Annotated in this window: 18 protein-coding genes and 1 tRNA gene; 6 read left to right on the forward strand and 13 right to left on the reverse strand. The window is 73.5% G+C overall.

All coding sequences use genetic code 11. From position 1 onward, the window contains the following. Positions 1 to 40 precede the first annotated feature (40 nt). Positions 41 to 112, forward strand: a tRNA-Arg gene (locus CNX65_RS30335). Positions 113 to 167: 55 nt separating this feature from the next. Here the strand turns inward: CNX65_RS30335 and CNX65_RS30340 are convergent. From CNX65_RS30340 to CNX65_RS30365, 6 genes are all read right to left on the reverse strand, one after another. Then, a complete protein-coding gene (locus CNX65_RS30340; protein WP_232520073.1) occupies positions 168 to 1,904 on the reverse strand; it encodes a DUF262 domain-containing protein in 1,737 nt (578 codons plus the stop codon). A 154-nt stretch (positions 1,905 to 2,058) separates the two neighbouring features. Continuing rightward, on the reverse strand, positions 2,059 to 3,906 hold the full coding sequence (locus CNX65_RS30345) for a cellulase family glycosylhydrolase (RefSeq protein ID WP_096496792.1): 1,848 nt from the start codon (positions 3,904 to 3,906) through the stop codon (positions 2,059 to 2,061). A gap of 110 nt (positions 3,907 to 4,016) precedes the next feature. Then, positions 4,017 to 5,978: a hypothetical protein gene (locus tag CNX65_RS30350; protein WP_096496793.1), complete on the reverse strand. Its 1,962-nt coding sequence runs from the start codon at positions 5,976 to 5,978 to the stop codon at positions 4,017 to 4,019. Between the two features lie 123 nt (positions 5,979 to 6,101). Next, entirely contained in the window at positions 6,102 to 6,461 is a 360-nt protein-coding gene (locus CNX65_RS30355) for a hypothetical protein (protein WP_096496794.1), read from the reverse strand. After that, positions 6,458 to 8,809 (reverse strand): ATP-binding protein, encoded by a 2,352-nt coding sequence (locus CNX65_RS38060; protein ID WP_096496795.1) that lies wholly within the window; start codon positions 8,807 to 8,809, stop codon positions 6,458 to 6,460. The genes CNX65_RS30355 and CNX65_RS38060 overlap by 4 nt, the downstream gene beginning before the upstream one ends. 159 nt (positions 8,810 to 8,968) lie before the next feature. Continuing rightward, positions 8,969 to 12,034, reverse strand: a complete 3,066-nt coding sequence (locus CNX65_RS30365; RefSeq protein ID WP_096496796.1) for a BTAD domain-containing putative transcriptional regulator — start codon at positions 12,032 to 12,034, stop codon at positions 8,969 to 8,971. Between the two features lie 127 nt (positions 12,035 to 12,161). Here CNX65_RS30365 and CNX65_RS30370 point away from each other — a divergent pair, with 127 nt between their 5' ends. Continuing rightward, a complete protein-coding gene (locus CNX65_RS30370; protein WP_096496797.1) occupies positions 12,162 to 13,031 on the forward strand; it encodes an alpha/beta fold hydrolase in 870 nt (289 codons plus the stop codon). A gap of 735 nt (positions 13,032 to 13,766) precedes the next feature. Here CNX65_RS30370 and CNX65_RS30375 read toward each other — a convergent pair. Further along, on the reverse strand, positions 13,767 to 14,129 hold the full coding sequence (locus CNX65_RS30375; RefSeq protein WP_232520074.1) for a helix-turn-helix transcriptional regulator: 363 nt from the start codon (positions 14,127 to 14,129) through the stop codon (positions 13,767 to 13,769). Between the two features lie 161 nt (positions 14,130 to 14,290). On the opposite strand from CNX65_RS30375, the gene CNX65_RS30380 reads away from it, so the two are divergent. Further along, on the forward strand, positions 14,291 to 14,521 hold the full coding sequence (locus tag CNX65_RS30380) for a hypothetical protein (protein ID WP_015804860.1): 231 nt from the start codon (positions 14,291 to 14,293) through the stop codon (positions 14,519 to 14,521). An 842-nt stretch (positions 14,522 to 15,363) separates the two neighbouring features. Here CNX65_RS30380 and CNX65_RS30390 read toward each other — a convergent pair. Beyond that, a complete protein-coding gene (locus tag CNX65_RS30390) occupies positions 15,364 to 16,440 on the reverse strand; it encodes a Fic family protein (protein WP_157767907.1) in 1,077 nt (358 codons plus the stop codon). Positions 16,441 to 16,668: 228 nt separating this feature from the next. Continuing rightward, positions 16,669 to 17,205 (reverse strand): SRPBCC family protein, encoded by a 537-nt coding sequence (locus CNX65_RS30395; RefSeq protein WP_198320570.1) that lies wholly within the window; start codon positions 17,203 to 17,205, stop codon positions 16,669 to 16,671. 306 nt (positions 17,206 to 17,511) lie between these two features. Between CNX65_RS30395 and CNX65_RS30400 the strand changes: the two genes are divergently transcribed. Then, on the forward strand, positions 17,512 to 18,009 hold the full coding sequence (locus CNX65_RS30400; protein ID WP_096496802.1) for a GyrI-like domain-containing protein: 498 nt from the start codon (positions 17,512 to 17,514) through the stop codon (positions 18,007 to 18,009). Between the two features lie 62 nt (positions 18,010 to 18,071). Next, positions 18,072 to 18,953, forward strand: a complete 882-nt coding sequence (locus tag CNX65_RS30405) for an LLM class flavin-dependent oxidoreductase (protein WP_096496803.1) — start codon at positions 18,072 to 18,074, stop codon at positions 18,951 to 18,953. A gap of 53 nt (positions 18,954 to 19,006) precedes the next feature. Here CNX65_RS30405 and rsgA read toward each other — a convergent pair whose 3' ends face one another. After that, positions 19,007 to 20,041 carry a ribosome small subunit-dependent GTPase A gene (gene rsgA / locus CNX65_RS30410; RefSeq protein WP_096496804.1) on the reverse strand — a complete coding sequence of 345 codons (1,035 nt, stop codon included), beginning with the start codon at positions 20,039 to 20,041 and terminating at the stop codon, positions 19,007 to 19,009. An 870-nt stretch (positions 20,042 to 20,911) separates the two neighbouring features. Between rsgA and CNX65_RS30415 the strand changes: the two genes are divergently transcribed. Further along, positions 20,912 to 22,039: a SagB/ThcOx family dehydrogenase gene (locus CNX65_RS30415; protein ID WP_096496805.1), complete on the forward strand. Its 1,128-nt coding sequence runs from the start codon at positions 20,912 to 20,914 to the stop codon at positions 22,037 to 22,039. A gap of 43 nt (positions 22,040 to 22,082) precedes the next feature. Here CNX65_RS30415 and mgrA read toward each other — a convergent pair whose 3' ends face one another. Genes mgrA through CNX65_RS30430 form a run of 3 tightly spaced genes read right to left on the reverse strand, consistent with a single transcriptional unit; the run spans position 22,083 to position 26,315 of the window. Continuing rightward, complete coding sequence (gene mgrA / locus CNX65_RS30420; protein WP_096496806.1) at positions 22,083 to 23,063, reverse strand: L-glyceraldehyde 3-phosphate reductase; 981 nt, start codon at positions 23,061 to 23,063, stop codon at positions 22,083 to 22,085. A gap of 7 nt (positions 23,064 to 23,070) precedes the next feature. After that, positions 23,071 to 23,934 (reverse strand): LacI family DNA-binding transcriptional regulator, encoded by an 864-nt coding sequence (locus CNX65_RS30425; RefSeq protein WP_096496807.1) that lies wholly within the window; start codon positions 23,932 to 23,934, stop codon positions 23,071 to 23,073. Further along, complete coding sequence (locus CNX65_RS30430) at positions 23,931 to 26,315, reverse strand: glycoside hydrolase family 2 protein (protein ID WP_232520075.1); 2,385 nt, start codon at positions 26,313 to 26,315, stop codon at positions 23,931 to 23,933. Before CNX65_RS30430 ends, CNX65_RS30425 begins: the two co-directional genes overlap by 4 nt. Positions 26,316 to 26,374: the final 59 nt, after the last annotated feature.

The raw sequence follows: 26,374 nt of genomic DNA on the forward strand, positions 1-26,374 counted from the left end.
GGGGTGGCGACCATGCGCTAAGCTTCTGCCCGTAGCTACGGCCCCCGTAGCTCAGGGGATAGAGCACCGCCCTCCGGAGGCGGGTGCGCAGGTTCGAATCCTGCCGGGGGCACTACCGGGAGCGGGGCCAGGGATTCTTCCCTGGCCCCGCTCTCGTCTTCGGCTGTTCACGCGCACCCGGTCGCCCCCATCGCCTTCTGGACCAGCTCGTACAACTCCTCCTGCCGGGCCTCCATGACCGCGTCGAAGTCGTTGGCCCGCAGCTCCCCGTCCGCGATCAGGTGCGTCCGGACGTTCCGGTCGACCGACTCCCCGGTGACCCCGACGTCCCTGGCCAGCGCGGGGAGGTAGACGGAAGGCGGCCTGCCGCTGATCAAGCGGTTCACCCTGGCGCTCAGGGGCGTCTTGTTGAGGATGGAGTTGTAGTCGGCGGAGGGGATCCCCTTCTTGGCGCACCACGCCTTGGGGAAGATGTAGCGGATGTCGACCGCGTTGTCGAAGTAGCCCTCGACGGACATGGCGCTCCCGTCCCCCCAGTCCACCGCACCCGTCTTGAGCAGCAGCGCGTAGAGCCCCTTGTAGGCGGCGGCGTTCCTGGTGCGCAGGAACCACAGCCTGCTGCGGGTGAACTTGACGTCCTGGAAGATGCTCGGCTCCCCGCCCCGACCGGTCACCCAGGCGACGACCTCCAGCACGTCGCGGGAGAAGTGCGCCTCGCCGGTCCCCCCGTAGATCTCGCCGAAGACCCCAGACCAGTACCAGCGGGCGATCTGCCGCCCCGCCTCGTCGGTCTCCGCCTCGGCTCCGAGCAGGGTGAAGATCACGGACAGCACGGTCAGCTGGCTGCCGTAGGGCAGGTAGCGGGGCTCGAAGACGCACTGGTCGTGCAGGAACCTCGTGGCCCGCGCGAAGCCCTCGGTCACCGAAGGCGCCCACTTGAGGTACTCGGCCAGGGGGAGGCTGAGCATGTCCGCCCGGCGGCAGCCGACGCGCGGGGCGGCGCTCTCGTCCGCCCCCGCCTCCAGCACGGCCCTGCGGCGCTCGTACGAGGCCAGCAGGGTCACCGCCTGCAGGAAGTCCGTGCTCGAGACGCCGGAGAGGATCCGGCTCCGGTGTCCGCCCCACCGCGCCCGACGACCCTCCCAGTCGACGCGGAGGTCGAAGTCGTGCGCCGCGAAGGTCGCGGTCAGCAGTTCGAAGACGGTCAGGGTGACCCCGCCGGTGTTGACCCTCTCGAAGACCTGGCACACCGCCTGCCGGGGCGTGCCCTTGTCCAGCGCGATCACCGGCAGCTGGTACTGCTCGAACCGCTTGATCACGGTGTCGCTGAACCGGCCCCACAGGTCCATGTCCTCGGCCTGCCGCCCGGAGACGTGGCTGAGGAAGCCCTTCATCCACTCCGTCGAGCTGAACACGACCGAGCAGGGGAACATGCGGTTCGCGTACTCCCCGTCCGGTGTGGACAGGTCGAGCAGGGGACGTCGGTGGGAGTCGACGACGATCCTGCTCTCGGGGACGAAGAGCACGGCCTCGTCGCGCTCGACGTCGGCGAGGAGCGCTTTCTCCATGTCGAGGTAGAACCAGCCGCGCGCGGCGTTCCCCCGACCGTCCCTGGTCTCCACCGGCGTGTTGCGGAACAGCGCCTGGTAGGCCGAGGTGAGCCGCTGCTGACCGTCCAGGATCAACCGGTCGGGCACAACGCCGCTGTCCGGCGCCCCTTCGACCACCCTGGTCTTGAATCGGACGTCGCCGCCCTGCTGCAACATCATCAGCGTGCCCGCCGGGTAGCCCAGCGAGACGGAGGCGATCAGACCGGCGATGCTGCTGCCGGGCCAGACCCAGCCGCGCTGGAAGTCCGGTAGTTGCGTCTCCCCCGCGTGCACCTGCACCAGCAGGTCTCTCAAAAATTCTTTCTCGATTCCGAACTTTTCAACGCTCAATGCACTTCTCCCGCAGATTTTTACACCCGGAGGAGGGATCGCGCGAACATGCGGAAAAGTTAACGTGCACCGCAGAACATATTGTGTAAATTAGTGGCCAATAAGCCCGGCTCGGGCATCAGAACGTCCTCGCCGCCCAAGCCGCCAGCTCCGCCCGCGCCGCCGCCAGGTCCCCGCTCCCGGTGGTCACCAGCGCGAAGTGCACCCCCGCCCCAGCCCGCAGCAGCACCCGGTTGACCCCGCCGACCCCCGGCTCCGGCCCCCACGACACCGCCTCCGCGCCCGTGTCCGCAGGCGCCCCCCGGATTGCCCCCAGGTCGCTCACCACCGAGGTCCCCGCAGGCGCGAACCCCGCAGGCAGGTGCAGCTCCGTCGGCGCCGCGGACTCCGCCCCCTCCCACACCAGCACCGCGTACGGGTTCGCCCCCACCAACCCCCGCACCGCGGGCATCCCCGCAGGCACCTGGTTCCACACCAGCTCGGCGTTCCCGTCCCGCGCCCGGTCCTCGTACGTGAACGCCCGCGTCGTCCCCGCCACCGCGCGCGGGAACACCCGGTCCACCAGTCGCGCGTCCACCGTCAGCCCCGCCGCCCCGTCGTCGCCGACCCGCACCACCGAGAAGTGCTCGTCGTTCATCGCGTCGCCGTCCGTCTTCACCTTCGACGGGTTGTCGTTCATCAGCTCCCGGTGCCGGTCGTAGTTCGTGTCCCAGTGCCACTGGCTCCCCGACAGCACCGGCCCGGACGCCGCCGCCTCGGCCCACCACCGCGACCCCGGCAGCGCGCTGTCCAGCGACTGCTGCGTCGCCTTCAGCACCGAGGGGTGCTTGTCCGCCGTCAGCCCCCGCACCGGGTGGCCGTACTCGGAGACGATCGCGGGCGTGCCCAGTTCCGCCGCGCGCGTCCGCACGTCCGCGAACGTCCGCGCGTACTGCCCGTCCCCCGCCTTCCCCGGCATCAGCAGCCCCGACTGGGCCTTGCCGTCGTAGAAGTGCGTGTTGAACGCGTACCCGTCGCCCCACGGCTCGGCGCCGGGGAAACCGCCGGGCTCGGCGAAGAACTCCACGTTCTGGTTCCAGAACACCAGCGGTTCGGCGAAGGACGTCTTGTCCCGCCAGCCCGCCTCGTCCATGAGCCGCCGGAACCGCTGGTGGAACGGCCACAGGTGGTCGCGCTCCCACGTCAGGCCGGTCTGGCCCGCGTCGTAGCGGCCCGCGTACGGCTCGTTCAGCGGGTCCACGCCCAGCACCAGCTCGAACGCCTCGGCGGACAGCCGGTCCTTCAAGCCCCGCAGCGCTTCCCCCGCCGCGCTCAGGAACTCGTCCTGCACGCGCAGCGGTCCCCCGTCCACCTGGAGCTCGCGGTTGTGCCAGAAGTCGTAGGTCGCGGCGGTGACGGCCGTGTTCGACTTCATGTTCTGCCCCCAGTGGAAGCACAACCCGCACGACTCCGCCGGGTACCCGCCCGCGCGCACCACCCACGCGGGCGCGCCGTCGCCGGTGTACCAGCTGTCCCGGTTGAACACGTGCCGCGAGTACAGGTCCTGGTGGAAGTCCACGTACACCCGCACGCCCTGGTCGGTGAACGCCCCGACCTGCTCGGCCACCCGGTCCAGGTAGGCCTGGTCGATCCGCCGGGGCTCCGGCTCCAACCACGCCCAGGTGACCAGGAACCGGACCGCGTTGGCGCCGGTCAACCTGCGCAGCGCCGCGGCGGAGTCCCGTGCCGCCTGGGCGTTCGGGAACGGGAGCCCGCGGTGCTCGGCGAGCTTGGCGGTGCCGGAGACGTTGAAGCCCCGCAGCACCACCTCGCGCCCGTGCTCGTCCCGGAACACCCCGCCGACCGGTCCGACCTCGCCGCCGTCGAACCAGGCGGACGCGGCGGGAGCGGAGAGGGCGGAGGCGGTGGGGAACGGGGCCAGCGCGAGCAGCAGGAGCAGCGCGGCCAGGAGCGGGGTGCGGCGCATCGGTGGTCTCCCCCACCTCGGCGGAACCGGACGCTTCCCCTGGGACGCTAGTGATCCGCTCCGGGGGCGCCAAGGGCCGCGTGGCGCAGCGGGGGGAGGTCCGGTCGCCGTCAGTCCTCGTCCCAGTCGCGGGCCCACTGGCGCCTGCGCTCGCGCTCGTGCTCGATCCACCCCTCGCCCTCGGCGGCGACGGACTCCAGCAGGGGCAGGGCGTTCTCGATCCCGGACGTCTCGTAGGCGGCCTCCACCAGCGCCTCCGGGTCCTCGCCGGACGCGCTGGTGTCGACCCGCACGGCGATGGACTCGTTGTTGGACAGGACGAGCGTGAACACCCGGCTGCGCAGGTCCTCCACGTCGGCGCGCTCCTCGTCGTCCACGGCGGTGGCGCGCACGCCCTTCTCGGTGACCTTCGCGGAGACGACGGCGTCGTAGCGGAACAGGAAGCGCTCCTCGTTGCGCGCCTCGCCGGTGTGCGCGTCCAGGTGCAGGCGGATCAGCCGGACGCCCTTGCGGGTCAGCAGGAGGATGCGCACGAGGTACGCGGAGTAGCGGGGCGGGCCGTTCTCCAGCCTGCCCCTGCGGGCGCCGGGCGCGCACTCGGTCAGCACCACGTGCTGGACGACCTGGTCGCGTCGCAGGCCGAACCGGTTGATCACGTCGGAGACCAGGTGGAACCGGTCGAGCGCGTGCCAGCGGGCGACCTGCGCGTCGGTGGGGCGGTCCGCCAGGTGCGCCGACCACCGCTTGTGCTCGGCGACCTCCTCGGCGTGCAGGGCGTCCGCTTCGGCGCGGACGGCGCGGTTGGCGGCGTGCGGGGCGGCCAGGCGGGTGGCGGCGGTGAGGAGCAGGGAACCGGCCAGCGCCAGCGGGAGCGCGGCGAGCGGGGCGGTGACCAGGCCGGTGACCAGGCCGAGGAGCGCGAGGAGGGCGCCGGTCAGGCGCAGCAGGCGGGCTCGGGACGGGTCGGCGCGGTCGGGGTGGCGCTCGTCCGGGTGGCGGCCGTCGCGCTCGCGCTCGGCGTGCCAGCGGACGAGCCAGCGCAGCGAGGCCGGTTCGACGCCGCCGTGGTGGCTGCGAGCCAGCCGGTTCCGCAGCCTCGTCCTGGCGCGCTTGGTGCTCCTCGCCCAGTGCCGGGCGGCCGGGGTCCCCCGCTCCGGACCCGCTTCGGCGTAGAGGCGGTCCACGAGGCTGCCGACCCGCCTGGTGAACTTCGTGTTCCGGGCGGGTTCGCCGGTGGCGCGGTCGGACTCGCGCAGGAGGCGGTCCGCCTCGACGGTGATCCCGTTGCGCACCACCAGGAAACCGCCCGCGAGCAGCAGCGGGTGGGCCAGGGGCGGGAGGTCGGCGAGCAGGAGCGACCCGGCGGTTCCGGCGGCGCCGAGGAACGTCCACAGGCGGTGGGCCGGGGTGGTGGTGAAGACGGCGGGGACGTGGGGCTTCGGCGGTGCGGGGACGGCCTCGAAGAACTTCTCGGACCGCGCGGCGCGGGCCGGGTCGGTGCGCTCGGCCGCGAGGTGGGCGCGCAGGTCGGCGGCCCGCCACTCCTGCGCGGCGCCGCGCAGCAGGACGTCCAGGTGGCGGGAGATCTCCTCCTGGCGCTCCAGCGGGAGGTCGGCCGCGGTGGCGGTGGCGGGGGTGCGGTAGTCGTCCCTCGCCCAGCGCAGGAGGGCCCAGAGCACGTCGAACGCCCGTGTCCACTCGTCGTCGGGGCACTTGCGCCTGAGGTTGCGGGCCTCCTTCAGGCGCTCCAGCGGTTCCCCGGCCAGCTCGCCGAGGGAGCGCTCGCTCAGGATCGCGAGGGCGTGCAGGTAGGCGCGCTCGGCGGTGCCCCAGCCGTCCGCGACGAGCGCGCCGAACAGCTCCTCGGCGCGGCGGGGCGTGCCGCCGTCGAGGAAGTTGCGGGCCACCTCGTGCCTGCGCTCGGGCGGGTCGCCGTGGTTGACGTGGTAGGTGCGCTTGTCGTGGTGGATGGTGGTGTCGCCGATCTGGAAGCCGATCTGCTGGTCCACGTGGGCGTTGTCCTGCGCGGTGTTCGCGGTGTGCAGCGACGGCTCGTCGAGGGCGCTGGTCACGGGGGTGCTCCGTTCGTGGGGCGGAGGGCGTCGCGGACGATGTCGTGGTGGCCGGAGGCCGTCGGGGCGCGCGGGTGGCGACCGGGGGGCGCACGCCCGGCGGGAGCGGTGCGCCGAGGGTGGTCACGGCGGGCTCGGCGCGGCCTCCTCGGCCAGCGCCCTGACCTCCACCACCCACCCCGCGACCTCGGCGCGGTCCGGGTCCAGGCGGTAGGCATGGTGGTGGCACAGGCGGGACAGGGCGGACCAGGCGTGCTCGGCGCGGTCGGCGAAGGGCGAGCCCGCCAGCCTCCGGAGGACGATGAGCTGGGTGCGCATCCTCGTCGGCTTCCCGGTGCGCAGCACGTACCGCGTGGTCACCAGGTCCTCCAGCGCGGCGCGTGCGAGCAGGGCCGCCGCGCGGAGCGCCACCGGAGCGGGGAGGACGACCGTGCCGTCCAGCACCCGTTCCGCCGCCCCGATCTGCTCCAGCGGGGTGCTCACCGGGTCTCCCTCAGGTCGGCGAGGGTCTTGCGGAGGTCGGTGACGACGCCGGGCAGCTCCCTGGTGGTGCCTTGGTGCACGTCCCGGCCGCACACCCGCATCGTCCTGGCCCGGTGCGGCCGGTTGCCCTGGTTGATCCACCTCTCCTCGTGCACCAGCAGGACCCTCGCGCGGGTGCCGTGCTCGGCCTCCCACTCGACCTCGGCGGCGGGCCGGTCCACCCCCGCGGCGAGTCGCCGGGCGTACAGGACCCGCTTGGCCACCGCCTCGACGGCCAGCCTGCACAGCAGCGGCAGCACCCTGGCCTTGAGGTCGTCGGTCACCCCTGGGTCCTTGACGAGGGCGTCCGCGTCGGAGACGTACCGGTCGGCCTGGTCGAGCGAGGTCCCGACGGTGATCCGGGAGCCCGCCCCGCGGGTGATCTCCACGATCTTCGCGCCGGGCAGGTTCAGGTCCCGCACGACCTCGGGGAGCCGGTCGTCGTGCGAGAACACGACGACCTGGCGGTCCTGGGCGACCTCCGCGAGCAGCCGGGCGAAGCCGTCGACCTTGGCCGGGTCCATCGCCTGGACCGGGTCGTCCAGCACCAGGAACCGGAACGGGCTGCGGCCGTCGGTGGCCCTGGGGATGAACAGCGCCAGCGCCAGCGCGTGCAGCTCCCCCTGGCTCATCACGCTCAGCGCGGTCGCGGGCGCGCCGCCCAGCTGGGCCCTCAGCTCGACGTGGCGCCGGGTCGCGGCGCCTTCGAGGGTGATCTCCTCCAGGTCGACGTCGCTCGCCTGGCGCAGGGCCTCCCACACCTCCTTGGCGCGGTCGGCGTAGGGCCGCAGGCGTTCGGCGCGCAGCGCCTGCTCGTTGTCCTTGAGCCACTTGGTCGCCGCCTTGAGCGCGGTGACGCGGTCTTCCACGCCGTCCGCCTCGGCGCGCAGGACGACCCACTCGGCGAGCCTGGCCGCCAGCGGCGTCCACGCGCTGTCCATCTCCTCCAGGGTCTGGGCGGCCTCGGCGCGCAACGCGGCGCAAGCCGCCACCAGCTCCGGGTGCACCTGCTCCAGGTGGTCCACGAGCGCGGCGGCGTCGTCGGGGGCGTCCCTCCAGCGCTTGGCGACCTCCTGGGCGGGGGCGAGTGCGCCCAGCGGGATGCCGTCGGGGGTCGCGAGCGGGGCGATCCGCACCAGCTCGCGCGCCCGCTGCACGGCGGCGGTGAGCGCGAACCGGGCCGCGTGCAGGCGGAGCCGCTCCTCGTCCAACCCGGTCAGCTCGGCCTCGACCCGGTCCCGCCACCCCCGATCGAGCCTGCCCGCCCCGCACACCGGGCAGTCCCGGTCACCGTGCTCGGCGTGCAGTTCCAGGGCCTGGCGCAGCAGTTCGGCGCGGCGCTCGTCGCCCGACTCCCCGACGTGCTCCCGCACGGCTTCGCGCAGGGCCCGCACCACCTGCGCCACCACCTCCGGGTCGGGGACGACGAGCCCGGCCAGTGCGCGCACCACGTCCAGCGGTCCCCGGTCCGCGGTGCCCGTGGCCTGCGCGGCGAGGGCGCCCAGGTCGGGAGCGCGCTTGCCCAGCTCGGCCAGGGCGGCACGGGCCCGGCTGTCGTCCAGCCCCGCCAACGCCGCCTTGAGCGCCTTCTGCGCCTCTTTGGCCCTGGTCACGGGCGCCTGCACCTGCTTGAGCTCGGCGTTCAGGGTGGCGCGGACGGCGGTGACCTGCCCGATGCCGAGGATGGGGTTCAGCGCGTCGTAGAGCTTGCTCGGCTCCGCGCGGAGCAGGCCGCCCAGCTCCTCGTAGGACAGGATCGGCCGGTAGTGCTCTAGCGCCTCGCCCCAGCCGAGGTCGGCCAGGCCGGACTTCCTCGGCAGGCCCGGCCGCTGGTGCCAGGTCTGGAAGTCCGTGCGGTCCGCGTCGTCCGCCCAGTCGACGGCGAGCTCGGTGTCGCCGTCACCGCCGACGACCGCGCCGATGCGGATCGCGGTCGGGCCCGACCAGTGCAGGTTGCGCCAGCACTCGGTCCACGTGGGGCGCTTGCCGAGCCAGCGGTAGCTGTCACCGGTGAGCGCGAACTCCAGCGCCTCGGCGAAGCTGGACTTCCCGGCGCCGTTGCGGCCGGTGACCACGGTCAGGCCGGGACCGGGGTCGAGGCGCAGCACGGACCGCGGGCCGATGCCCCGGAAGCCGGTGACGCCGATGGAGGTCAGGTGGACCGGACCGGCCGGGCGGGGCCGCTGCTCGCCCGCGGAGCCCTCCCCCTCGGCGAGCGCGTCGGTGATGATCCGCTTGGCCTCTTCGGTCAGGGTGTCGTCTTCGGCCGCCAGCTCGAAGACCAGTTCGATCAAGGACTTGTCGGGCACGGTGCGCCTCTCACTGCTGCGGGGGCTCGGTTCCGGTGGGGAGCGGGCCGAGGTGGGGAGAGCGTCGCAGCGGTGGTGGGGGTGGGACTCCGTCGAAAAACGGGTTCGCGGAGAAAAGTGGGGGATCTTCCGCCTGGGGGCGGTGCGGGCTTGGCGCGGTCAGGCGTTGCGCAGGCGGGTGGTGAGGGTGGTCGCTTTGGCGCGCAGGCGGGTTGCCTCTTCCCGGTCGCCCAGGGCCTGGGCGAGGTCTGCCAGGTAGGCGGCTACCGGGCCCAGGGAGACCAGGCCCGTCGTGGCGCCCGCCAGTTCGTCTTCCGCCGGGGCCAGGGCCTCGCGGAGTTCGGTCAGCTCCTCGTGGTCTCTGGTGGGTCTGGTCAGGGCGGCTCGGGCGTGCAGGCAGGTCCTGAGCTCGTAGAGGTGGTCGTGCGGGGCCTTCGGGATGTGGGTGGCGGGGACGGTCCAGGGGCGGTTCGCGGCCCAGTCCGGGGCGGGTTGGGGGACGTCCAGGGTGTGCAGGGCCAGGGAGAGGAGGCCGGGGGCCAGGCCTGGGAGGTGGGTCGCCGTGAGTGCGGGGGCGGCTGCCCGGTAGGCGGCTTCGGCCTTGGTCCTGCGGCCCGTCAGGGCTAGGCGCAGGGCCCGGTACCAGTCGGTGAACGGGGTCACCAGGGGGAGGTCGTTCCTGGTCGCGAGGTGGTTCGCGCGGGCCGCGTGGTGGTCTGCGGCGGGGAGGTCCGCCAGTGCCGCCGAGGACTGGACGAGGAGGAGGTGGGCCAGGACTTCGAAGGCGACCAGGTCGGGCTGGGCGGAGGTCACCTCGAGGAGCTCCTCGGCCAGGGACCTGCGGGCCGGGGCCAGGCCTGCCCGGTGGAAGGTCTGGAGGTAGCGGGCGTTCAGGGACAGGGCCAGGAGGGTGGGGTCGGCCAGGGACCTGGCTATGCGTTCGGCCTCCCGCGCGGCCTGGGACGCCTCGCGGGTCGGGTCTGCCCTCCGCTCCATCGCGATGGTCACCAGGAGGTGGGCCCGTTCGGCCCGGTGGGTGGCGGGGAGGGAGGTCAGGGCGCGTGCGGCCGACGCGGCCAGGGTTGCGGAGAGGGCGTCGTCGTCGGGGGTCGTCCACAGGGCCGGGACGTCGAAGGAGCCGACCACGCGCGCCCGTTGGACCGGGTCGGGGAGGGTTTCGGCCTGGCGCGCCGCCTCGGCTCGGTGTTCGCGGGCCGCGGCCAGGTCGCCGGTCACGGCCAGGGCCCGGACCAGGCCCATCACGGCCGTCAGGCGGGCTTGGGGGTTCGGGGTCGGGGAGCGGTCCAGGGACTGGATCGTGGCGCGCCAGAGCCTCGCCGCCTCGTGCGGAGCCGAGCGGCGTTCGGCCCTGGTCGCGGCCAGGGACGCGTGGTGGGCGGCTTGCGCGGCCGTTGTCCTGGTGGCCGCCTCCAGGAGGTGGTGGGCGATGCGCTCGTGCTCGTCGGGGGTGGCGCGCTCCACGGCTTCCGCCGCGGCCACGTGCCAGCGGGCGCGCCTGGGGGACGTGGTGTCGGCTCGGACGGTCTCGTGGACCAGGTCGTGGGTGAAGTGGACGTGGTCGGCGTCGTGCTCCACCAGGAAACCGGCCCTGATCGCGGACTCGATCGAGTCCAGGACGTCTTCGCCCGCGAGCTCGGCGAGGATCGCGAGGTCGACCTCGCGGCCCAGGACGGCGGCTTGGCGGAGGTGGGTCGCCGCGGGTTCCGGGAGGGCGGAGAGGCGGTGCAGGAGGACGTCCCGGACGCCGGCGGGGACGGTGCGCAGCGCCTCGTCGCCCTCGGTCGCCCACAGCCCGGCCAGTTCGTGGGCCAGGAACGGGTTGCCCGCGCTCCTGGTGTGGATGGATCTGGTCGCCCTCGGGGTCGGGGGGTGGTGGGTGGCGATCAGGTCCGACACCGCCCGCTCGTCCAGGCCGGAGAGGTAGAGGCGGGTCGGGGTGGCGCGGGCCAGGCGGGCCAGCGCGGCGGTGAGGGCGGGTGGGATGTCGGTGGCGCGGTGGGTGCTCACGACCAGGGTGGGGCCCGCCTCGGGCGGGAGGGCGGTGAGCAGGGCGAGGGTGTCCTCGTCGGCCTGGTGCAGGTCGTCCAGGACCAGGAGCGTGGGCGCGGACTCGGCCAGGTGGGCGGACAGGGCGCGGAGGGTGGTGAAGCGGGGGGTGCGGTCGGGTTCGGGCGGGAGGCCGAGGTGGGTGCGGAGCGCGGTCCACGGCCAGGCAGCCGGGGTTCCGGGGAGGTCGGGGCAGGTGGTGGTGGCGGTGGACCAGCCCTCGGCGCGCAGGTGGGCGGCCAGTGCCCCGGTCAGGGCGGATTTGCCGGAGCCCGCGGCGCCCGAGACGAGGACGTGGTGGAGGCGGCGGGTGGCGACGGCCTCGGTGGCGGCACGGGTGAGGGCGGCCAGTTCTTGCTCGCGGCCGAACAGGGGCGGGGTGGTGGTTCGGGGCGGGGTGCGGGGTGGGAGGAGCAGGGCCGGGGACTGGGCGAGGATGCCGGCTTCCAGGGCGCGCAGGGGTTCGCCGGGGTCCACGCCCAGGTCGGCGCGGAGGGCGGACCTGGTGCGCCGCAGGGTTTCCAGGGCCTCGCCCTGGCGGCCGGTCCGGTAGAGGGCCAGCGCGAGCAGGTGGGCGGCGTGCTCGCGGTGCGGGTGGGACGCGGCGTGCGGGGTGAGGGGCGGGATGGCGTCTGCGGGGGCGTCCAGGGACAGGGCGGTCTCGGCCAGGCGTTCCACGGCCAGGAGGCGCAGCTCCTCCAGGGCGGTCGACTCGGCCAGCGCCCAGGGGCGGTCGGCGAACTCGGCGTACGCGGGGCCGCGCCAGAGGGCCAGGGCGGCGGTGAGCAGGGTCCAGGCTCGGGTGGGCGGGGCGGATGTGGCCTGGTGGACGGCGGACTCGAAGTGGTGGGCGTCGGTGTTGTCGGTGCGCAGCGCGTAGCCGTTCGCGACCGTGACCAGCAGGTGGGGCGGGGTGCGGGGTGGGCGGTCCGGTTCCAGGGCCTTGCGCAGGTCGCCGACGAAGGTCTGGACGGCGCCGCGCGCGCTCGGGGGCGGGGTGTCGTCCCAGAGGTCGGCGACCAGGGTGTCCAGGGGGACGGTCCGGCCGCGCGCGACCAGCAACCTGGCCAGCACCGCGCGGTGGCGGGGGCCCTTGAGGTCTGCGGGTCCGCGGTCCAGATCTGCCTGGAGCGGGCCCAGCACGGCGAAGCTCACCATCGGTGGACAACCTAGCGCCGGGGTCGGGGGTGTGGCGGGTGGCGCTGATCGCGTGCTGATCCGGTGCTGATCGGGGTGGGCGACGGTGGAGGGGCATTCGACAGCGAGTGGTTGAGGAGTCGGCGAGATGGTTCTTCCGGGGTTCACCGAGCAGCGGGTCGCGGTGGCGGAGGGTGTGCGGTTGCACGTTGCGGTGGGTGGGGCGGGGAGTCCCGTGGTGCTGCTGCACGGGTTCCCGCAGACGCACCTGATGTGGCGGCACGTCGCGGCCGACCTCGCTGCGGATCACACGGTGATCTGCCCTGACCTGCGGGGGTACGGGGCCAGTGACAAGCCCGCCGACGACGGGGAGAACTACTCGAAGCGGGCGATGGCGCGGGACGTGGTGGCGCTGGCCCGCGAGCTGGGGCACGAGCGGGTCGCGGTGGTGGGGCACGACCGGGGTGCGCTGGTCGGGATCAGGGCCGGGTTGGACCACCCGGACGTGGTCACCCACCTCGGGGTGCTGGACGTGCTGCCGACGGTGGAGTCGTGGGAGGTGCTGCGGGGGCGGGGTGCGGCGGTGGGGTTCCACCTGTTCCTGATGGCGCAGCGGCCGGGGCTGGCCGAGGCGATGATCAGCGGGGCGGCGGACGAGTTCTTCGGGCACTTCCTGGACGTGTGGGCGAACGACCCCGCGGCGATCCCGGCCGACGTGCGCGCCGAGTACCTGCGGGCCAGCCGGGAGGCGGTGCCGTCGATCGTGGCGGACTACCGGGCCACGGCGGGGGTGGACGTGGCGCACGACGAGGCGGACCGGGCGGCCGGGCGGCGGCTGCGGATGCCGGTCGGGGTGGTGCAGCAGGACTGGGGGGCGGAGCTCGGGTTCGACGCGGCGGGGGTGTGGCGGGGGTGGGCGGAGGACTTGGAGCACCGGACCGTGCGGTGCGGGCACTTCATGGCGGAGGAGGCGCCTGGGGAGGTCGTGGGGGCGATTCGGGCGTTGCTCGATCGGTGAGAGGGCTGCGGTGAGGGGTTGGGGAGGTGGGCTGCTGAGGGGGAGGCGGGCCGGGGTGGGGAGGCGGGCCGGGGCGGGGAGGCGGGCCGGGGCGGGGACGTGGCCTGGCGCGGGGAGGCGGGTCGGGGTGGGTGATCACCGGCCTGGGTGAGCAGGGGTGTTGTCAGCGCTCGACCGGGAAGTCCGGTCGGGCGCTGACGGCTTTGCCGGGGTGACGTCCTGTGGTGGGCGATGCGGGACGGGTGACTTGGGTTGGTTTTTGTGGGGAATCTTTTGGAATAGCCGTTGCCCTTGTGCAACAAAAAAGGACAAAACCGCTGGTAGAGCGCGTGCAGAGCCGGTTTCGGGTGGGGGAGGCCGGGATTGTGGGTGCGGTAGGCGGGGGGCGGATCGTCGGTGGCGGGATGTGGTCCGCCGGGAGGCAGGCGCGGGTTGTCGGGGCGGGATGCGATCCGCCAGAGGGCGGGAGTGGGTCGTCGGGGCGGGACGCGATCCGCCAGAGGGCGGGAGTGGGTCGTCGGGGCGGGACGCGATCCGCCAGAGGGCGGGCGCGGACTATCGGGGCGGGATGCGATCCGACAGGGGGAGGCGCGGACCGTCGACAGTGGAGTGCGGTCGGTCAGGGGTGGGCGTGGGCCATTGGCGGTGGGGTGCGGTCGGCCAGAGGGGCGGGTGCGGGGCGTCGGCGGTGGACGCGGGGCGTCGGCTATTGCTGGTGCGGTGTTGGTTGGGGCGTCAGTCGGCGGAGGGCTCGGTGGGGGGTTCGGTTTCGGCGCGCTGCTTGAGGCGCCTGCGCAGTTCCGCGATGAGCTGCTCGTCGCTGAGGTCGGTCGGGTCGGTGCTGGCGGGTTGGTAGTCGGCTTCCTGCTGGGTCAGCATTCCCGCCGCCACCAGGACCTCGAAGACGCTCACCTGGAACAGGCGCGCGATGGCGCGGGCCGTGGGGATGCTGATCTTCGCGCCCTTGCGCCACGCGGTCAGGCGGCTGCGGTCCACGTTCACCTCGCGGGCGAGGTCGCCCGTCGTCAGGTTCCGGTACTCCAGGTTTCGCTCGATGTAGTCCCACCACGGAGAGGGAGCGCTCTGATTTCCGGTCACCTGCGGAACGTTATGTGTGCACACGCAACGTTGTCCAGGCGCACTACCCGTTCAGGCTCGTTTTGCTGGCACAACGCGCGTTGCGTCGGGCACTGCGGAACGTCTAGGTTCGAATTGGGGCAACGAACGTTGCGCGGGCACAACAATGCACGAGGCGGCCAATGCCGAACACGATCAAACTCCGGGACGAGGCTTTCGCGAAAGCGGCGCGACTGGCGGGCTACGGGTCCGATTACGCGCTCGCCAAGGCGATGGACGTGAACCGGTCCACGGTGACGCGCGTGCTCAGCGGCGACCTCCAGCCCGGACCCGCGTTCATCGGCGGCGCCCTGGTCGCACTGGCCCCGATGCAGTTCCACGACCTGTTCGAGGTCGTTCGCGGCGAGCAGTGAGCGCGGACGTTCCGGAGGACGTGAACATCCCGAACGAACGTCACCAGTCCGACCGCCGGAATATGGGGAATGAGCGGTGCGGCCGGAATGAGGGGGACTGCTCGGACGGCTTGGGGAAGTCGGATGCGGGTGGGATTGGCCCTCCCGGCGACATTGGTTGCGCCAGCGGGATTGGCCGCGCCGGTGAGGGGCGGCTGCCCTGGCGGGATTGTGCGAACTCGCGCAGGTGGCGCGGACGGCGCAGGTGGCGCAGACGGCATGAGTAGTACGGATGGCGCGAGCAGTGCGGACGGCGCGAGCAGTGCAGACGGCACAGGTGGCGCAGACGGCGCGAGCAGTGCGGACGGCGGGAAATGCGCGGGGTGCGGGAACTGCGCGAGCGGCGGGGACTGCGCGGACCGGGACTGCGCGAGCGGCGGGAGCTGCGTAGGCGGCGGGAGCTGCGTAGGTGGTGGGGACTGCGTAGGCGGCGGGGGCTGCGCGGGTGGGGACTGCGGTGGGTGTGACGGTTTGGGGCTTGGGGGTGCGGTTGTCGCCTTGCGGCGGCGGGGTGTGGTGCACCTTGCCGCTGGGCGGGGGCATTGGGCGTTGGAGTGCGCCGAGGAGGAGTTGGAGATCGCCGTGCTTTCCGGGGAGCACTGGCGGGTTGTCGCCGGGTTGAGGCGGATGGCTTGGGTGCTCTCGGCCGTGGGGCGGGAGCGGGACGCTGCGCACTACCTGCGGCGGGTTCGGCGGGAGTGTCGGGAGCGTCGGGATGGTGGGAGTGGGGGGACCGGGGCGGGCGGGTAGGGGTGAGTGGGGGAACCGGGGGCGGTGATGGCTCCTCGCGGCGCGCTTGGTGGTCATGGGCGGAGGAGGGCTAGGGCTTCGGGGCAGAGGAAGACCTTGCGGTAGCGCCTGGACTCCCAGGGGTACAGGACGCCCTCGGCCACCAGGCGGTCCGTCAGCAGGGTCGCGCCCTTCAAGGTCAGGCCCTCGGCCTCGCACAGGGTCGGGTGGTCGATCGCCGGGAAGCCGAGCAGGGAGGTGGCCACCCTGGCCAGCCTGCCGCCCTCGGGGAACCTGGCGCGGTAGGCCGCCGCCAGGGACTCCAGGTTCGCCAGCAGGCTCACCTGGGCGTCCGCCAGTTCGCGGACGCCCCGCGCGAAGAACTCCACCCACGGGCCGTGCTCGCCGGTCCGCACCACGTGCCTGACCTGCTCGCGGTACTCGTCGCCCGTGCGGTCCAGCCACACCGACAGGGGCAGCACCGAGGTGCGCAGCATCCCCTCGCGCACCAGCTCCAGCATGGTGAACAGGCGCGCCACGTGACCGTCCGGGACCGCGAACGGTTGCAGGAGCTCCAGTTGCAGGTGCGCCAGTGCCAGGCGGGCCACCCTGGGCAGGGTGGGCCTCGCCTGCACCCACACCGTCCACTGGGCCAGCGCGCCCGCCAGGTGCGCGCTCGTCGGCGTCAGCAGCCACGCCCGCTCCCGGCTCGGCCCCAGCCAGCCCTGACCTCGGCGCAGCGGCTCGTCCGGGCGGTGGTCGCGACCGGTCAGCGCCGCGGCCACCTCGCCCAGCAGGTCCGGGTCCCCGGTGTCAGCGCCCTGCGCCACCTTGGCGAAACCCAGCTCGACCCCGCGCAGGTGGGGCGCGACCACCTGCTCCGGGGCGCCGTGGCGCGGGTCGAGGGACACCGCCAGCGCCTCGCGCAGCGCCACCGGGTACCCGGCCATCCCCGCCGACGCGCACGCGTCGCGGACCCTCGTGGCGCGCGCGAAGCCGGGCAGCTCGGCGAAGCGGCTCGACGCCTCGTCGAGCCTGCCCAGGCTGTGCTCGGCCAGCGCGGACTCGCGCACGGCGGGACCGGTCAGCGGCGGCTCGGAGAACAACGGGTACGGCAGGAACGCGCCTTCTTCCCGTAACTCCTCCGGCACACCCGCCACATCGGTTCCGGAAATCCACGTGCCACGTGGGGAAAAGCGGGGGATCACGGTCGGAGCATGACACGAAATGGCCTCGGTTGACCACCACCTTCAGTTTCGGCGCCGGGCGATTGCCGGTAGAGAAGATTGGAATACAGTGGAATTGCCGACGTCACGGACGCGGAATCACAGAATCACGGAATCGAAGAGAATCAGCACCGATCGGCGCGCCTCACCCCATCAGGCCCCCTCCGCCAGGAGGGGGAGCAATCCGGCCAGCCGGTGGTGGCTGGTGCTGACTCCCCCTTCCATGCCGCTGGCCAGGACCGCGTCCCGCAGCTCCCGACTCGGGAAGACCGAGGTCTGCACCACCCTCGTGCGACGGGCGCCGACCTCGGTGAACTCCGTGGTCACCACCGACTCCTGCCCCTCGAACACCTCGGTGTTGACCAGCCTGCGCGGGCGGTCCACCAGGCGGTAGCGCCCGGACATGCCGAACTCGGCCCCGTCGGCGTCGCTGCGCCACCGGTACTCCCACGCGCCGCCCTCTCTCAGGTCGATCTCGCACACCGGCATCGACCAGCCGTCCGGGCCCAGCAGCCAGCGGGAGACGTGCCGGGGCTCGGTGAAGGCCGCGAACACCAGCTCGCGCGGGGCGTCGAACTCCCTGGTGATGGCGAACGCGAGATCGCTCGGGGTGGTGATCTCGGTGCGGAGGTCGGCGGTCGTTGTCAGGGGTGAGGCGGAGGATGCGGAGGGCGTGGACGCAGGGGACACGGAGGATGCGGAGGACGTGGGAGAGGCGGGAGAGGTCGGGGACGGCGTGCCTGGCATGTGCGTGCTCCTCGGGGGACTCGTCGGCGCTGGGCGTCGGCTTGAGCGGATCGGCCCGCGTGGGGCCGCCGGTCACCGGACAGGTAACCGGGCGGTTAGATAACCGCTTGGTTAGTCAACACCGGGGGGTGGGGTGGGGTCAAGGGGAGTTCGCATCACTCGTTCAGGTGGATAAATCGGACACCGGGGGCGCGACGACCGGCAGGATGGGCGGGACCGAAGCGCGGCGGAGCGCCGGGAGGACAGCGAATGGGCACCGAGCCGGAACTGGTCGAGTCGACCCCGACGACGACCGCGGTGGTGCGCGGGGTGATCGGGTTCGCCGAGGTGCGCGACTTCTTCGACACCTCGTTCCAGCAGCTCGGGCGGGTGCTGGCCGAGCGGGGCGTCACGCCGGCCGGGGCGGCGTTCGGGCCGCACCGGGACGCGAGCACGCACGGGCGGGAAGGCGTGCTGGCGCTGGAGGTCGGGTTCCCGGTCGACTCCGGGATCGTGGCGGAGGGGGACGTCGTGCCGGGCGAGCTGCCGGGCGGGCGGGTCGCGCGGCTCACGCACGTCGGGGCGTTCGACGGGCTGGAGGAGTCCTGGAAGCGGTTGGCCTCGTGGATCGGGGCGCGCGGGTTGAGCCCCTCGACCACCCGGTGGGAGGTGTGCACCACCGAGCCGTCGCCGGATGGGGACCCCGCCGAGCTGCGGACCGAGCGACGAACCGGACAGTGGACGGGCGGCGGACGGCCGGGGCGTTGACAACCGAACGGTGAAAATGTTCGATTGAACGCGGAAACAGTTCAGATGTAAGGGGGACGTCCATGCGGGTCGGCATCACGATCCTGCCGGAGCACCGGTGGGCCGAGGCGCGGCCCAGGTGGGTGGCGGCCGAGGAGTACGGGTTCGACCACGCCTGGACGTTCGACCACCTGGCCTGGGGCAGGTTGGCCGACCACGCCTGGTACGCCTCGGTGCCGACGCTGGCGCTGGCCGCCGAGGCGACCTCGCGGATCAGGCTCGGCCTGCTGGTGGCCTCGCCGAACTTCCGCCACCCGGTGCCGTTCACCCGCGACGTGACCACGCTGGACGAGGTGTCCGACGGCCGGTTCACCCTGGGCGTCGGGGCGGGCGGCATGGGCGGGTACGACGCGAACGTCCTGGGCGCGCCCGCGGCGAGCCCGCACCGGCGGTTCGCCGAGTTCCTGGAGCTGCTGGACCGCCTGCTCACCACCGACCGGGTCGACCACGCCGGTGAGCACTACGCGGCGGTGGGCGCGCGGAACGTGCCCGGCTGCGTCCAGCGGCCCCGGCCGCCGTTCGTGGTGGCGGCCAACGGCCCGAAGGGGATGCGGCTGGCGGCCCGGTTCGGGCGGGGCTGGGTGACCACCGGGCTGCCGAACGACGACCTGGCGGGCTGGTGGGACTCGCTGCGCGAGCTGTCCGGGCGGCTGGACGACGTGCTCGACGCGGCCGGGCTGCCGCGCGACCACCTGGAGCGGCACCTGCAGAGCGACATGGCGCCGGTGCTGTCGACCTCCAGCGTCGAGTGCTACCGGGACTTCGTCGGCCGGGCGGGCGAGCTGGGGTTCACGGACCTGGCCGCGCCGTGGCCGCGCGACGAGGGCGTGTTCGCCGGTGACGAGTCGGTGGTCGAGGCGATCGCGGCCGAGGTGCTGCCCGGCCTGAGGGCCGACCGGCGCTGAACAAGCGGGTGGGGCCGCACGCGCGCGGCCCCACCCGGTCAGGCCCACCCGGTTCAGGCCCAGCCGCCCCGCTCCCGGTACATCCGCCGCTGGGCCCTGCCCATCGCCCGCTCCGCGCCGCGCCGCTCGGCCCGCAGCCGGGGATCGGTCCGGCTGGCCAGCCACTCGTTCTCGCGCCGCAGCTCGTGCAGGCTGTCGACCCTGCGCCGCTCCAGCCCGCCGTCCTCCACGGCGGCCAGCACGGCGCACCCCGGCTCGGCGACGTGCGCGCAGTCGGCGAACCGGCACGACCGCGCCAGCTCCTCGACCTCGGCGAACGCCTGCCGCACGCCCTCGTCGCCGCCGTGCAGCCCGACCGCGCGCAGCCCCGGCGTGTCGATCAGCACTCCCCCGCCGGGCAGGGCGTGCAGCTCGCGCCGGACGGTGGTGTGCCTGCCCTTGCCGTCGGAGGCGCGCACGTCCCCGGTGGCCAGCGCGGGCGTGCCGAGCAGGGCGTTGGCCAGGGTGGACTTGCCCGCGCCGGACGGTCCGACCAGCACGGCGGTGGCCGCCGGGCCGGGACCGCCGAACAGCTCGGCGCGCAGCGGGTCAAGCCCGGAGCCGTCGGTGGCGCTGACCGCGACCACCGGGGCGCCGGGCGCGGCGGCGGACACCTCGTCGACGACGTCGGCGACGACGTCGCTCAGGTCCGCCTTGGTGAGCACGACGACCGGTCGCGCGCCGCTCTCCCAGGCGAGGGCGAGCAGCCGCTCGACGCGGCCGAGCGCGAGGCGCGCGGACAGCGACACCACGACGGCGACGACGTCCACGTTGGCGGCCAGGACCTGCGGGGCGCCGCCGGAGCCCCGGACGAGCGCGGTGCGCCGGGGCAGGACCTCGGCCAGCGAGCCGTCCCCGGCGAGGCCGACCCAGTCGCCGGTGCACGGTTCGAGGCCCTTGCGGACGCGGGCGGACCGCCTGCCCTCGGCGGTGACGACCTCGCAGGCGCTCCGGTCGACGCGGACGACGCGGCCGGGGACGAGGTCGGTGGTGCGCGGTGCGAAGCGCTCGTCCCAGCCGTAGCGGGCGAGCGGGGATGCGGTGGACAACGCGGGACTCCTGGTCGTGGAGGGGGTGTCCGCCCCGAGGGGCGCCTCCGCGATCGAGCGGGAGGCGTCAGCCCTGGGGGCGGCGGGCGGGGTCGAGGCGCGCGGCAACGACGGCCAACACGGTCATGACCCGCCCCCTTCCGCTCGAAGTCCTGCCGGGACGCTAGCAGCACCGGCCGCGCGCGGGCGAGGGGTTTTTCCGGGGGGCGCCGCGTTCGGGGCGACCCGGAATCAATTCCACCGGGCAACCTCTTCCGCGCCCCTGGGCGTTCGACCGCGTTCGACCGCGTTTCCGGGGAATTCGACGCGCCGCCCCGCGCACCAGCCGGAACGAGGATTGTCCGATACCTCCGGACTGCGCTAGCGTCGAACCGCGGGAATACCCCGCCACCATTCTTCCCACCGCGCTCGCGGACGCGGCAGGTTCCGGTCTGGAGATTCCAGCGGCGGCCAGATCGGGCGGGCGCGGGACCCGAGCGCTCAACGGCGCGCGCGAGGGTCCCGCGCTTCGAGCACCCGTCCGACGACGGCGTTTCCGGGGACGGCGGGCCCGAGTGGCCACCATCGGAGGACCCTGCACGCGTTGCACGTGCCTGGGGCGGGCACGAAGTCGTCGCTGGATGGAGGGGACCGTCGGGTCCGATGTGGATTCCCGTTTTCCGGGGGCACCCACCCAGTGCACGACGGAACTCCAGAGGAGGTGACGATCATGCGCAAGATCTCGATGAAGGCGAGGCCGGTCATCCGCCTTGAGCGGTCGAACCAGCCGAACTTCTACTACTGGTACAACGGCGACCAGCCGTGACGCCCAGGGGCCGGGTCCGCCACGAGCGGGCCCGGCCCCTCCCCTTTTCCGGCCCTGGAGGTGTCATGCGCCTGCGCCGCGCCCACAGCCTGACCTGCTACTGGCACGAGGACCGGTTCGTCGTGCACCCCTACCTGGGCGGCACGCCGACCGCGCTGCACCCGGTGGCCGCCGAGGTGCTGTCGGCGTTCGACTCGTGGGTTGAGGCGGCCAAGGCGGCCGAGGAGCTGGACCACCTCACGCCCGACACCGTGGCCGAGGCGGTGGAGGCGCTGCGCGAGGCGGGCGCCCTGCTGGTCGAGGACGGTGACGAGGCCGAGCGGGACGAGCTGGCCGCGCGCACCTGGGAGACGTGGGCCCCCGAGGCGCCGTTCTTCCACTACGGCACGCAGATCGACGCGCAGAAACTGCCCGCCGACCGCGAGCTGGCCAGGGAGCAGGCCAAGAACGACACGGCGGACGCGGCCGGTCCGCAGCACCGGGTGTTCACCGAGTACCCGGAGGCCGAGCGGGTGCTGCTGCCGCGCGTGCCCGCCGAGCTGGACGTGCCGCTGGGCAGGGCGCTGTACGCCCGCCGCACGGTCCGCGACTTCACCGAGGACCCGGTGCCGCTGGCGGTGCTGGCCGCGCTGCTGGTGACCACCTTCGGCCCCACCGACTTCATCGACTCCGGCCGCAGCGCCCTGTTCCGCCGCACCAGCCCGGCGGGCGGCTCGCGCCAGGAGCTCGACGCGTACGTGGGGGTGCTGGCCGTGGAGGGCCTGTCCCCCGGCTTCTACCACTACAACCTGCGCGAGCACTCGCTGGAGCTCGTCTCGCCCGGTCTCACCAGGGACGAGATGACGCACCTGGGCACGGACCAGCCGTGGGTGGGCTCGGTCGCGTTCACCGTGGTGCTGGCGTCCGTGATCGACCGGATGAGCAGCAAGTACGAGCTGCCGCGCTCCTACCGGGTGAGCCTGCTCAACGCCGGTCACCTGGGCCAGACGTTCGCGCTGACCGCGACCGCGCTGGGCCTGGGCCCGCTGCAGACGGGCGCGTTCTACGACGAGGCGCTCGCGCGCAAGATCGGCCTGGACAACATCGGCAGCATCCCGGTGTACCTGCTGGGCGCGGGCTACGCGGCGGCGGAGCAGCCGTACGCGGCGCCGCTCGCGGGCCTGGAGGCGTTCCGGCGGACGCGGCTGACGTGAGGCGCGGGGCGCGGGGGCCGTGCCGACCCCCGCGCCCGCCCCGTCAGAGGTGCTTCTCGATCTCGGCCAGCTCGTCGGCGGTCAGCTCCAGGTTCCCCACCGCGGCCACGTTGTCCGCCAACTGCTCCGGGCTGCTCGCCCCGACCAGCGCGGACGTGGCGTTGCGCAGCACCCACGCGATCGCCAGCTGCGCCAGGGTCTGGCCCCGGCCCTCGGCGAGCGCGTTGAGCGCCCTGACCCTGTCCAGCTTCTCCTCGGTGATGGCGTCGGACTTGAGGAACGGGCTGCTGCCCGCCGCCCGCGAGCCCTCGGGGACGCCGCCCAGGTACCGGTTGGTCAGCAGCCCCTGCGCCAGCGGGGAGAACGCGATGCTGCCCGCGCCGACCTCGTCGAGCACGTCGAACAGGCCGTCCTCGGTCCACCGGTTGAACATCGAGTACGAGGGCTGGTGGATGAGCAGCGGCGTGCCCAGCTCGCGCAGCACCCGCGCGGCCTCGGCGGTCTGCTCGGCGGAGTAGTTGGAGATGCCCGCGTACAGCGCCTTGCCGGAGCGGACCGCGTGGTCCAGCGCGCCCATGGACTCCTCGATCGGGGTCTCGGGGTCCGGGCGGTGGTGGTAGAAGACGTCGACGTGGTCGAGCTTCATCCGGCTGAGCGACTGGTCCAGCGAGGACAGCAGGTACTTGCGGGAGCCGAAGTCGCCGTACGGGCCGTCCCACATGGTGTAGCCGGCCTTGGTGGAGATGATGATCTCGTCGCGGTGCGCGGCCAGGTCCTGGCCGAACAGCACCCCGAAGTTGCGCTCGGCCGAGCCGGGCGGCGGGCCGTAGTTGTTGGCCAGGTCGAAGTGCGTCACGCCGAGGTCGAAGGCCCGGCGCAGGATGGCGCGCTGGGTCTCCAACCCCTTGTCGTCGCCGAAGTTGTGCCACAGGCCGAGCGACACGGCGGGCAGCTTGAGCCCGCTGCGGCCGACCCGCCTGTAGGGCATCCGCTCGTACCGGTCCGACGACGGCAGGTAGGACATGGTTCTCCTATGCGGGGCTGGCTTTCGTGCTCTCCCTGGCGACCAGGACGGCCGCAGGCGACCAGCGGTCGGCCACCGGGCCGCCCGCGATCAGCTCCAGCACCGACTCGGCGACGAGCTCGCCGAACCGGTGGACGTCGACGCTCATCGTGGTGAGCGCGGGTGAGGCGAGGCGGCACAGGGTCGAGTCGTCCCAGGCGATGATGCCCAGCCCGCCGGGCACGTCGACACCGCGCTCCTTGGCCGCGCCGAGGCCTGCGACGGCCATGACGTCGTTGTCGTAGAGGACGGCCGTGGGCGGCTCGTCCAGCTCCAGCAGGGCGGCGGTGAGCTTCGCGCCGGACTCCTCCGAGTAGTCGCCCTCGACCACAACGGGGGCGACGCCGTGCTCGGCGCAGGCCGCCAGCAGCGCGGTGGTGCGCGCCTGGGTGTGCAGCAGCCCCGAGGGGCCGGTGACGCGGGCGATGGCCCGGTGGCCTGCGGCGACCAGGTGCTCCAGCGCGGCCCGGACCGGGGCGGTGTCGTCGGTGCGCACCGCAGGGAGGTCGCCGTCGGGCTCGCCGACGAGCACGGCGGGCAGGCCGACCTCGCGCAGCACGGCGGGTCGGCGGTCGTCCTCGGTGCGGTTGACCACGACCACCGCGTCCACCAGCCCGCGCGCGGCCCACCTGCGGTAGGCGGCGATCTCGGCGTCCTGGGTGGACACCACGTGCAGCAGCACCGACAGCTCGCGCTCGGCCAGCCGCTCCTCGATGCCCGCGATGAACTCCATGAAGAACGGTTCGACGCCGAGCAGGCGGGTCGGCCTGGCGAGCACCAGGCCGACCGCGCCGGTCGACGCCCCACCGGTCGTGCCGGGTGTTCCGGTCACCGACCCACCAGGGCGTTGGCCGTGCGCAGCACGCGCGGGTCGGTCAGCGCGGCCGGGTCCAGGTCGGCGGAGGTGGTGACGTGGAAGGCGTGCCGCTCGCCGGGGAGCAGGGTGACGAGCTGGTCGTCCACGCGCGCGTCGGGCGCGGCCTTGTCGACCAGCAGCGCGACGTCGCGGGCGAGCGCGGTGGCGGTGACCTCGACCCGGTAGCCGCCGTCGACGCGGTGCGCGGTGGCGGTGAGCGGGGACGGGTCGAGCGCGGCGTCGCGGTCCTCGGCGAACAGGTGCAGCGCGCGCACCCCACCCGCGGTGGCTACCACGACCTCGGCCTCCCGGTTGTCCGCTGACAGCAGGGACTCCGGCAGCTCGACCACGGACGTGGAGCGGGCGGCGACCCCGAGCCGCAGTGTAGTCGTCGCCAGCTCGTGCCCGTCGAACGAGATCCGGCGGACCACCAGGTCCTCGTCCCAGGGCTCGGCGGTGTCGTTGACCGCGACGACGGCGGTGCGGCCGTCGCGCGGCTGGACGGTCAGCAGCCGGGGCGCGAACGCGTGCTTGAGCGCGTGGAACAGCGGCTTCTCCCGGCCCTCGCCGTCGACGGCGGCCCAGGAGGTGACCGGCCAGCAGTCGTTGAGCTGCCACACGACCGCGCCCGCCGTGCGCGGCCAGTGCGAGCGGAAGTGCTCGACGCCGAACGCGACCGCGCGGGCCTGGTTGAGCTGGGCGGCCCAGTGCCAGTCCTCGAAGGACTCGGGGACCGGCAGGTGCGGCTCCATGCCCCGGTCGAGCTTGCCGTTGCCGTCCTCGGCCTTCTGGTGCAGCAGGAACGCGGGCGAGGAGGGGGTCAGGGGGCCGTCGGCCTCGTGCACCCAGTCGGTGAGGGTGCGCCAGGTGGGCGGGCCCTGGAAGCCGAACTCGGCGCAGAAGCGGGGCGCGTGGTCGCGGTAGCGGGTGTAGTCGACGCGGTTCCACACCTCCCACTCGTGGCGGGTGGCGTGGTCCTGGTCGTTGGGGTGGACCTCGCCGGGGCTGTACGGGCTGCCGGGCGAGTAGGGGCGGGTCGGGTCGAGCTCGGCGACGATCGCGGGCAGCAGGTCGGTGTAGTAGCCCAGGCCCCAGGTGCGCTCGCCCAGCTGCTCCTTCCAGCCCCAGTCCTCGTGGCCCCAGAGGTTCTCGTTGTTGCCGTTCCACAGCGCGAGCGAGGCGTGCGGGGTGAGGCGGGCGACGTTCTCGCGGGCCTCGGCCTCGACCTCGGCGCGCAGCTCGCCTTCTTCGGCGTAGGCGGCGCAGGCGAACGGGAAGTCCTGCCAGACCAGGACGCCGCGCTCGTCGCAGACGTCGTAGAAGTCCTCGGTCTCGTAGATCCCGCCGCCCCAGATCCGCAGCAGGTTGAGGTTCGCGGCGAGGGCCTGGTCGACGCGGCGGGCGAGGCGGTCGCGGGTGACGCGGGTGAGGAAGTGGTCGTCGGGGATCCAGTTGGCGCCCTTGGCGAAGACCCGCTCGCCGTTGACGACGAAGGTGAACGGGGTGCCGTCGGCGTCGGGCTCGGTGTCGACGGTGATGGTGCGGAAGCCGATGCGGCGGGTGAAGGTGTCGCGCTCGTCGCCCGACTCGGCGACGACCTCCAGGTCGAACAGCGGTTGCTGCCCGTAGCCGACCGGCCACCACAGCGGGGCGTCCGGGACCAGGACGGTGAGCACGGCGGTGTCGCCGTCGACGGTGGCGCGCTGCTCGTGGTCGCCGACGCGGGCGGTGAGCAGGCTGGGGGCGTCGCCCGCGCGGTCGAGCCGGACGTGGACCTCGACGCGGCCGGTCCCGTCCGGGTCGACGGTGACCAGCGGTCGGACCTCGGCGAGCCGGGCGCCGGTCCAGCGCTCCAGGCGGACCGGCTTCCAGATGCCCGCGGTCTGCAGGTCGGGGCCCCAGTCCCAGCCGAACGAGCAGGCCATCTTGCGGACCGCATTGAACGGGTGCGGGTAGGCGCGGGGGCGCTCGCCCAGCTCGGCCTGGGTCCGCTCGGCGTGCTCCAGGGCGGAGTCGAACTCCACCACCAGGTCGTTCTCGCCGTCCCTGAGCACGTCGCGGACGTCGAAGCGGTAGCTTCGGTGCATGTTGGCGGTGGAGCCGAGGGGGCGCCCGTTGAGCAGGACGGTCGCCACCGTGTCCAGGCCGTCGAAGACCAGTTCCACCTTCTCGCCGGCGCGCGCGGCCTCCGAGGTGAGGACCGTCGCGTAGCGCCACCGCGCCCGGTGCGCCCAGGCCAGCTCCGCCTCGTTCCGGTCCAGGTACGGGTCGGGGATCAGCCCGGCGCGCAGGAGGTCGAGGTGGGCGCTGCCGGGGACCTCGGCGGGCGTGGTCGCGTCCGCGAGGTGCTCGGGCACGGGTCCGCCCACCGCGCGCAAATGCCACCCGTCGTGAACCGTTCGGCGGATCATGAGGT

The sequence above is a fragment of the Actinosynnema pretiosum genome (assembly GCF_002354875.1).
GTDB lineage: Bacteria > Actinomycetota > Actinomycetes > Mycobacteriales > Pseudonocardiaceae > Actinosynnema > Actinosynnema auranticum.

Bases quoted from the DNA above. Each gene is read 5' to 3' on its own strand.
- CNX65_RS30415 (WP_096496805.1), top strand. From the start codon at position 20,912: ATGCGCCTGCGCCGCGCCCACAGCCTGACCTGCTACTGGCACGAGGAC.
- CNX65_RS30380 (WP_015804860.1), top strand. From the start codon at position 14,291: ATGCCGAACACGATCAAACTCCGGGACGAGGCTTTCGCGAAAGCGGCG.
- CNX65_RS30370 (WP_096496797.1), top strand. From the start codon at position 12,162: ATGGTTCTTCCGGGGTTCACCGAGCAGCGGGTCGCGGTGGCGGAGGGT.
- CNX65_RS30365 (WP_096496796.1), bottom strand. From the start codon at position 12,034: ATGGTGAGCTTCGCCGTGCTGGGCCCGCTCCAGGCAGATCTGGACCGC.
- mgrA (WP_096496806.1), bottom strand. From the start codon at position 23,063: ATGTCCTACCTGCCGTCGTCGGACCGGTACGAGCGGATGCCCTACAGG.
- CNX65_RS30405 (WP_096496803.1), top strand. From the start codon at position 18,072: ATGCGGGTCGGCATCACGATCCTGCCGGAGCACCGGTGGGCCGAGGCG.
- CNX65_RS30400 (WP_096496802.1), top strand. From the start codon at position 17,512: ATGGGCACCGAGCCGGAACTGGTCGAGTCGACCCCGACGACGACCGCG.
- CNX65_RS30345 (WP_096496792.1), bottom strand. From the start codon at position 3,906: ATGCGCCGCACCCCGCTCCTGGCCGCGCTGCTCCTGCTGCTCGCGCTG.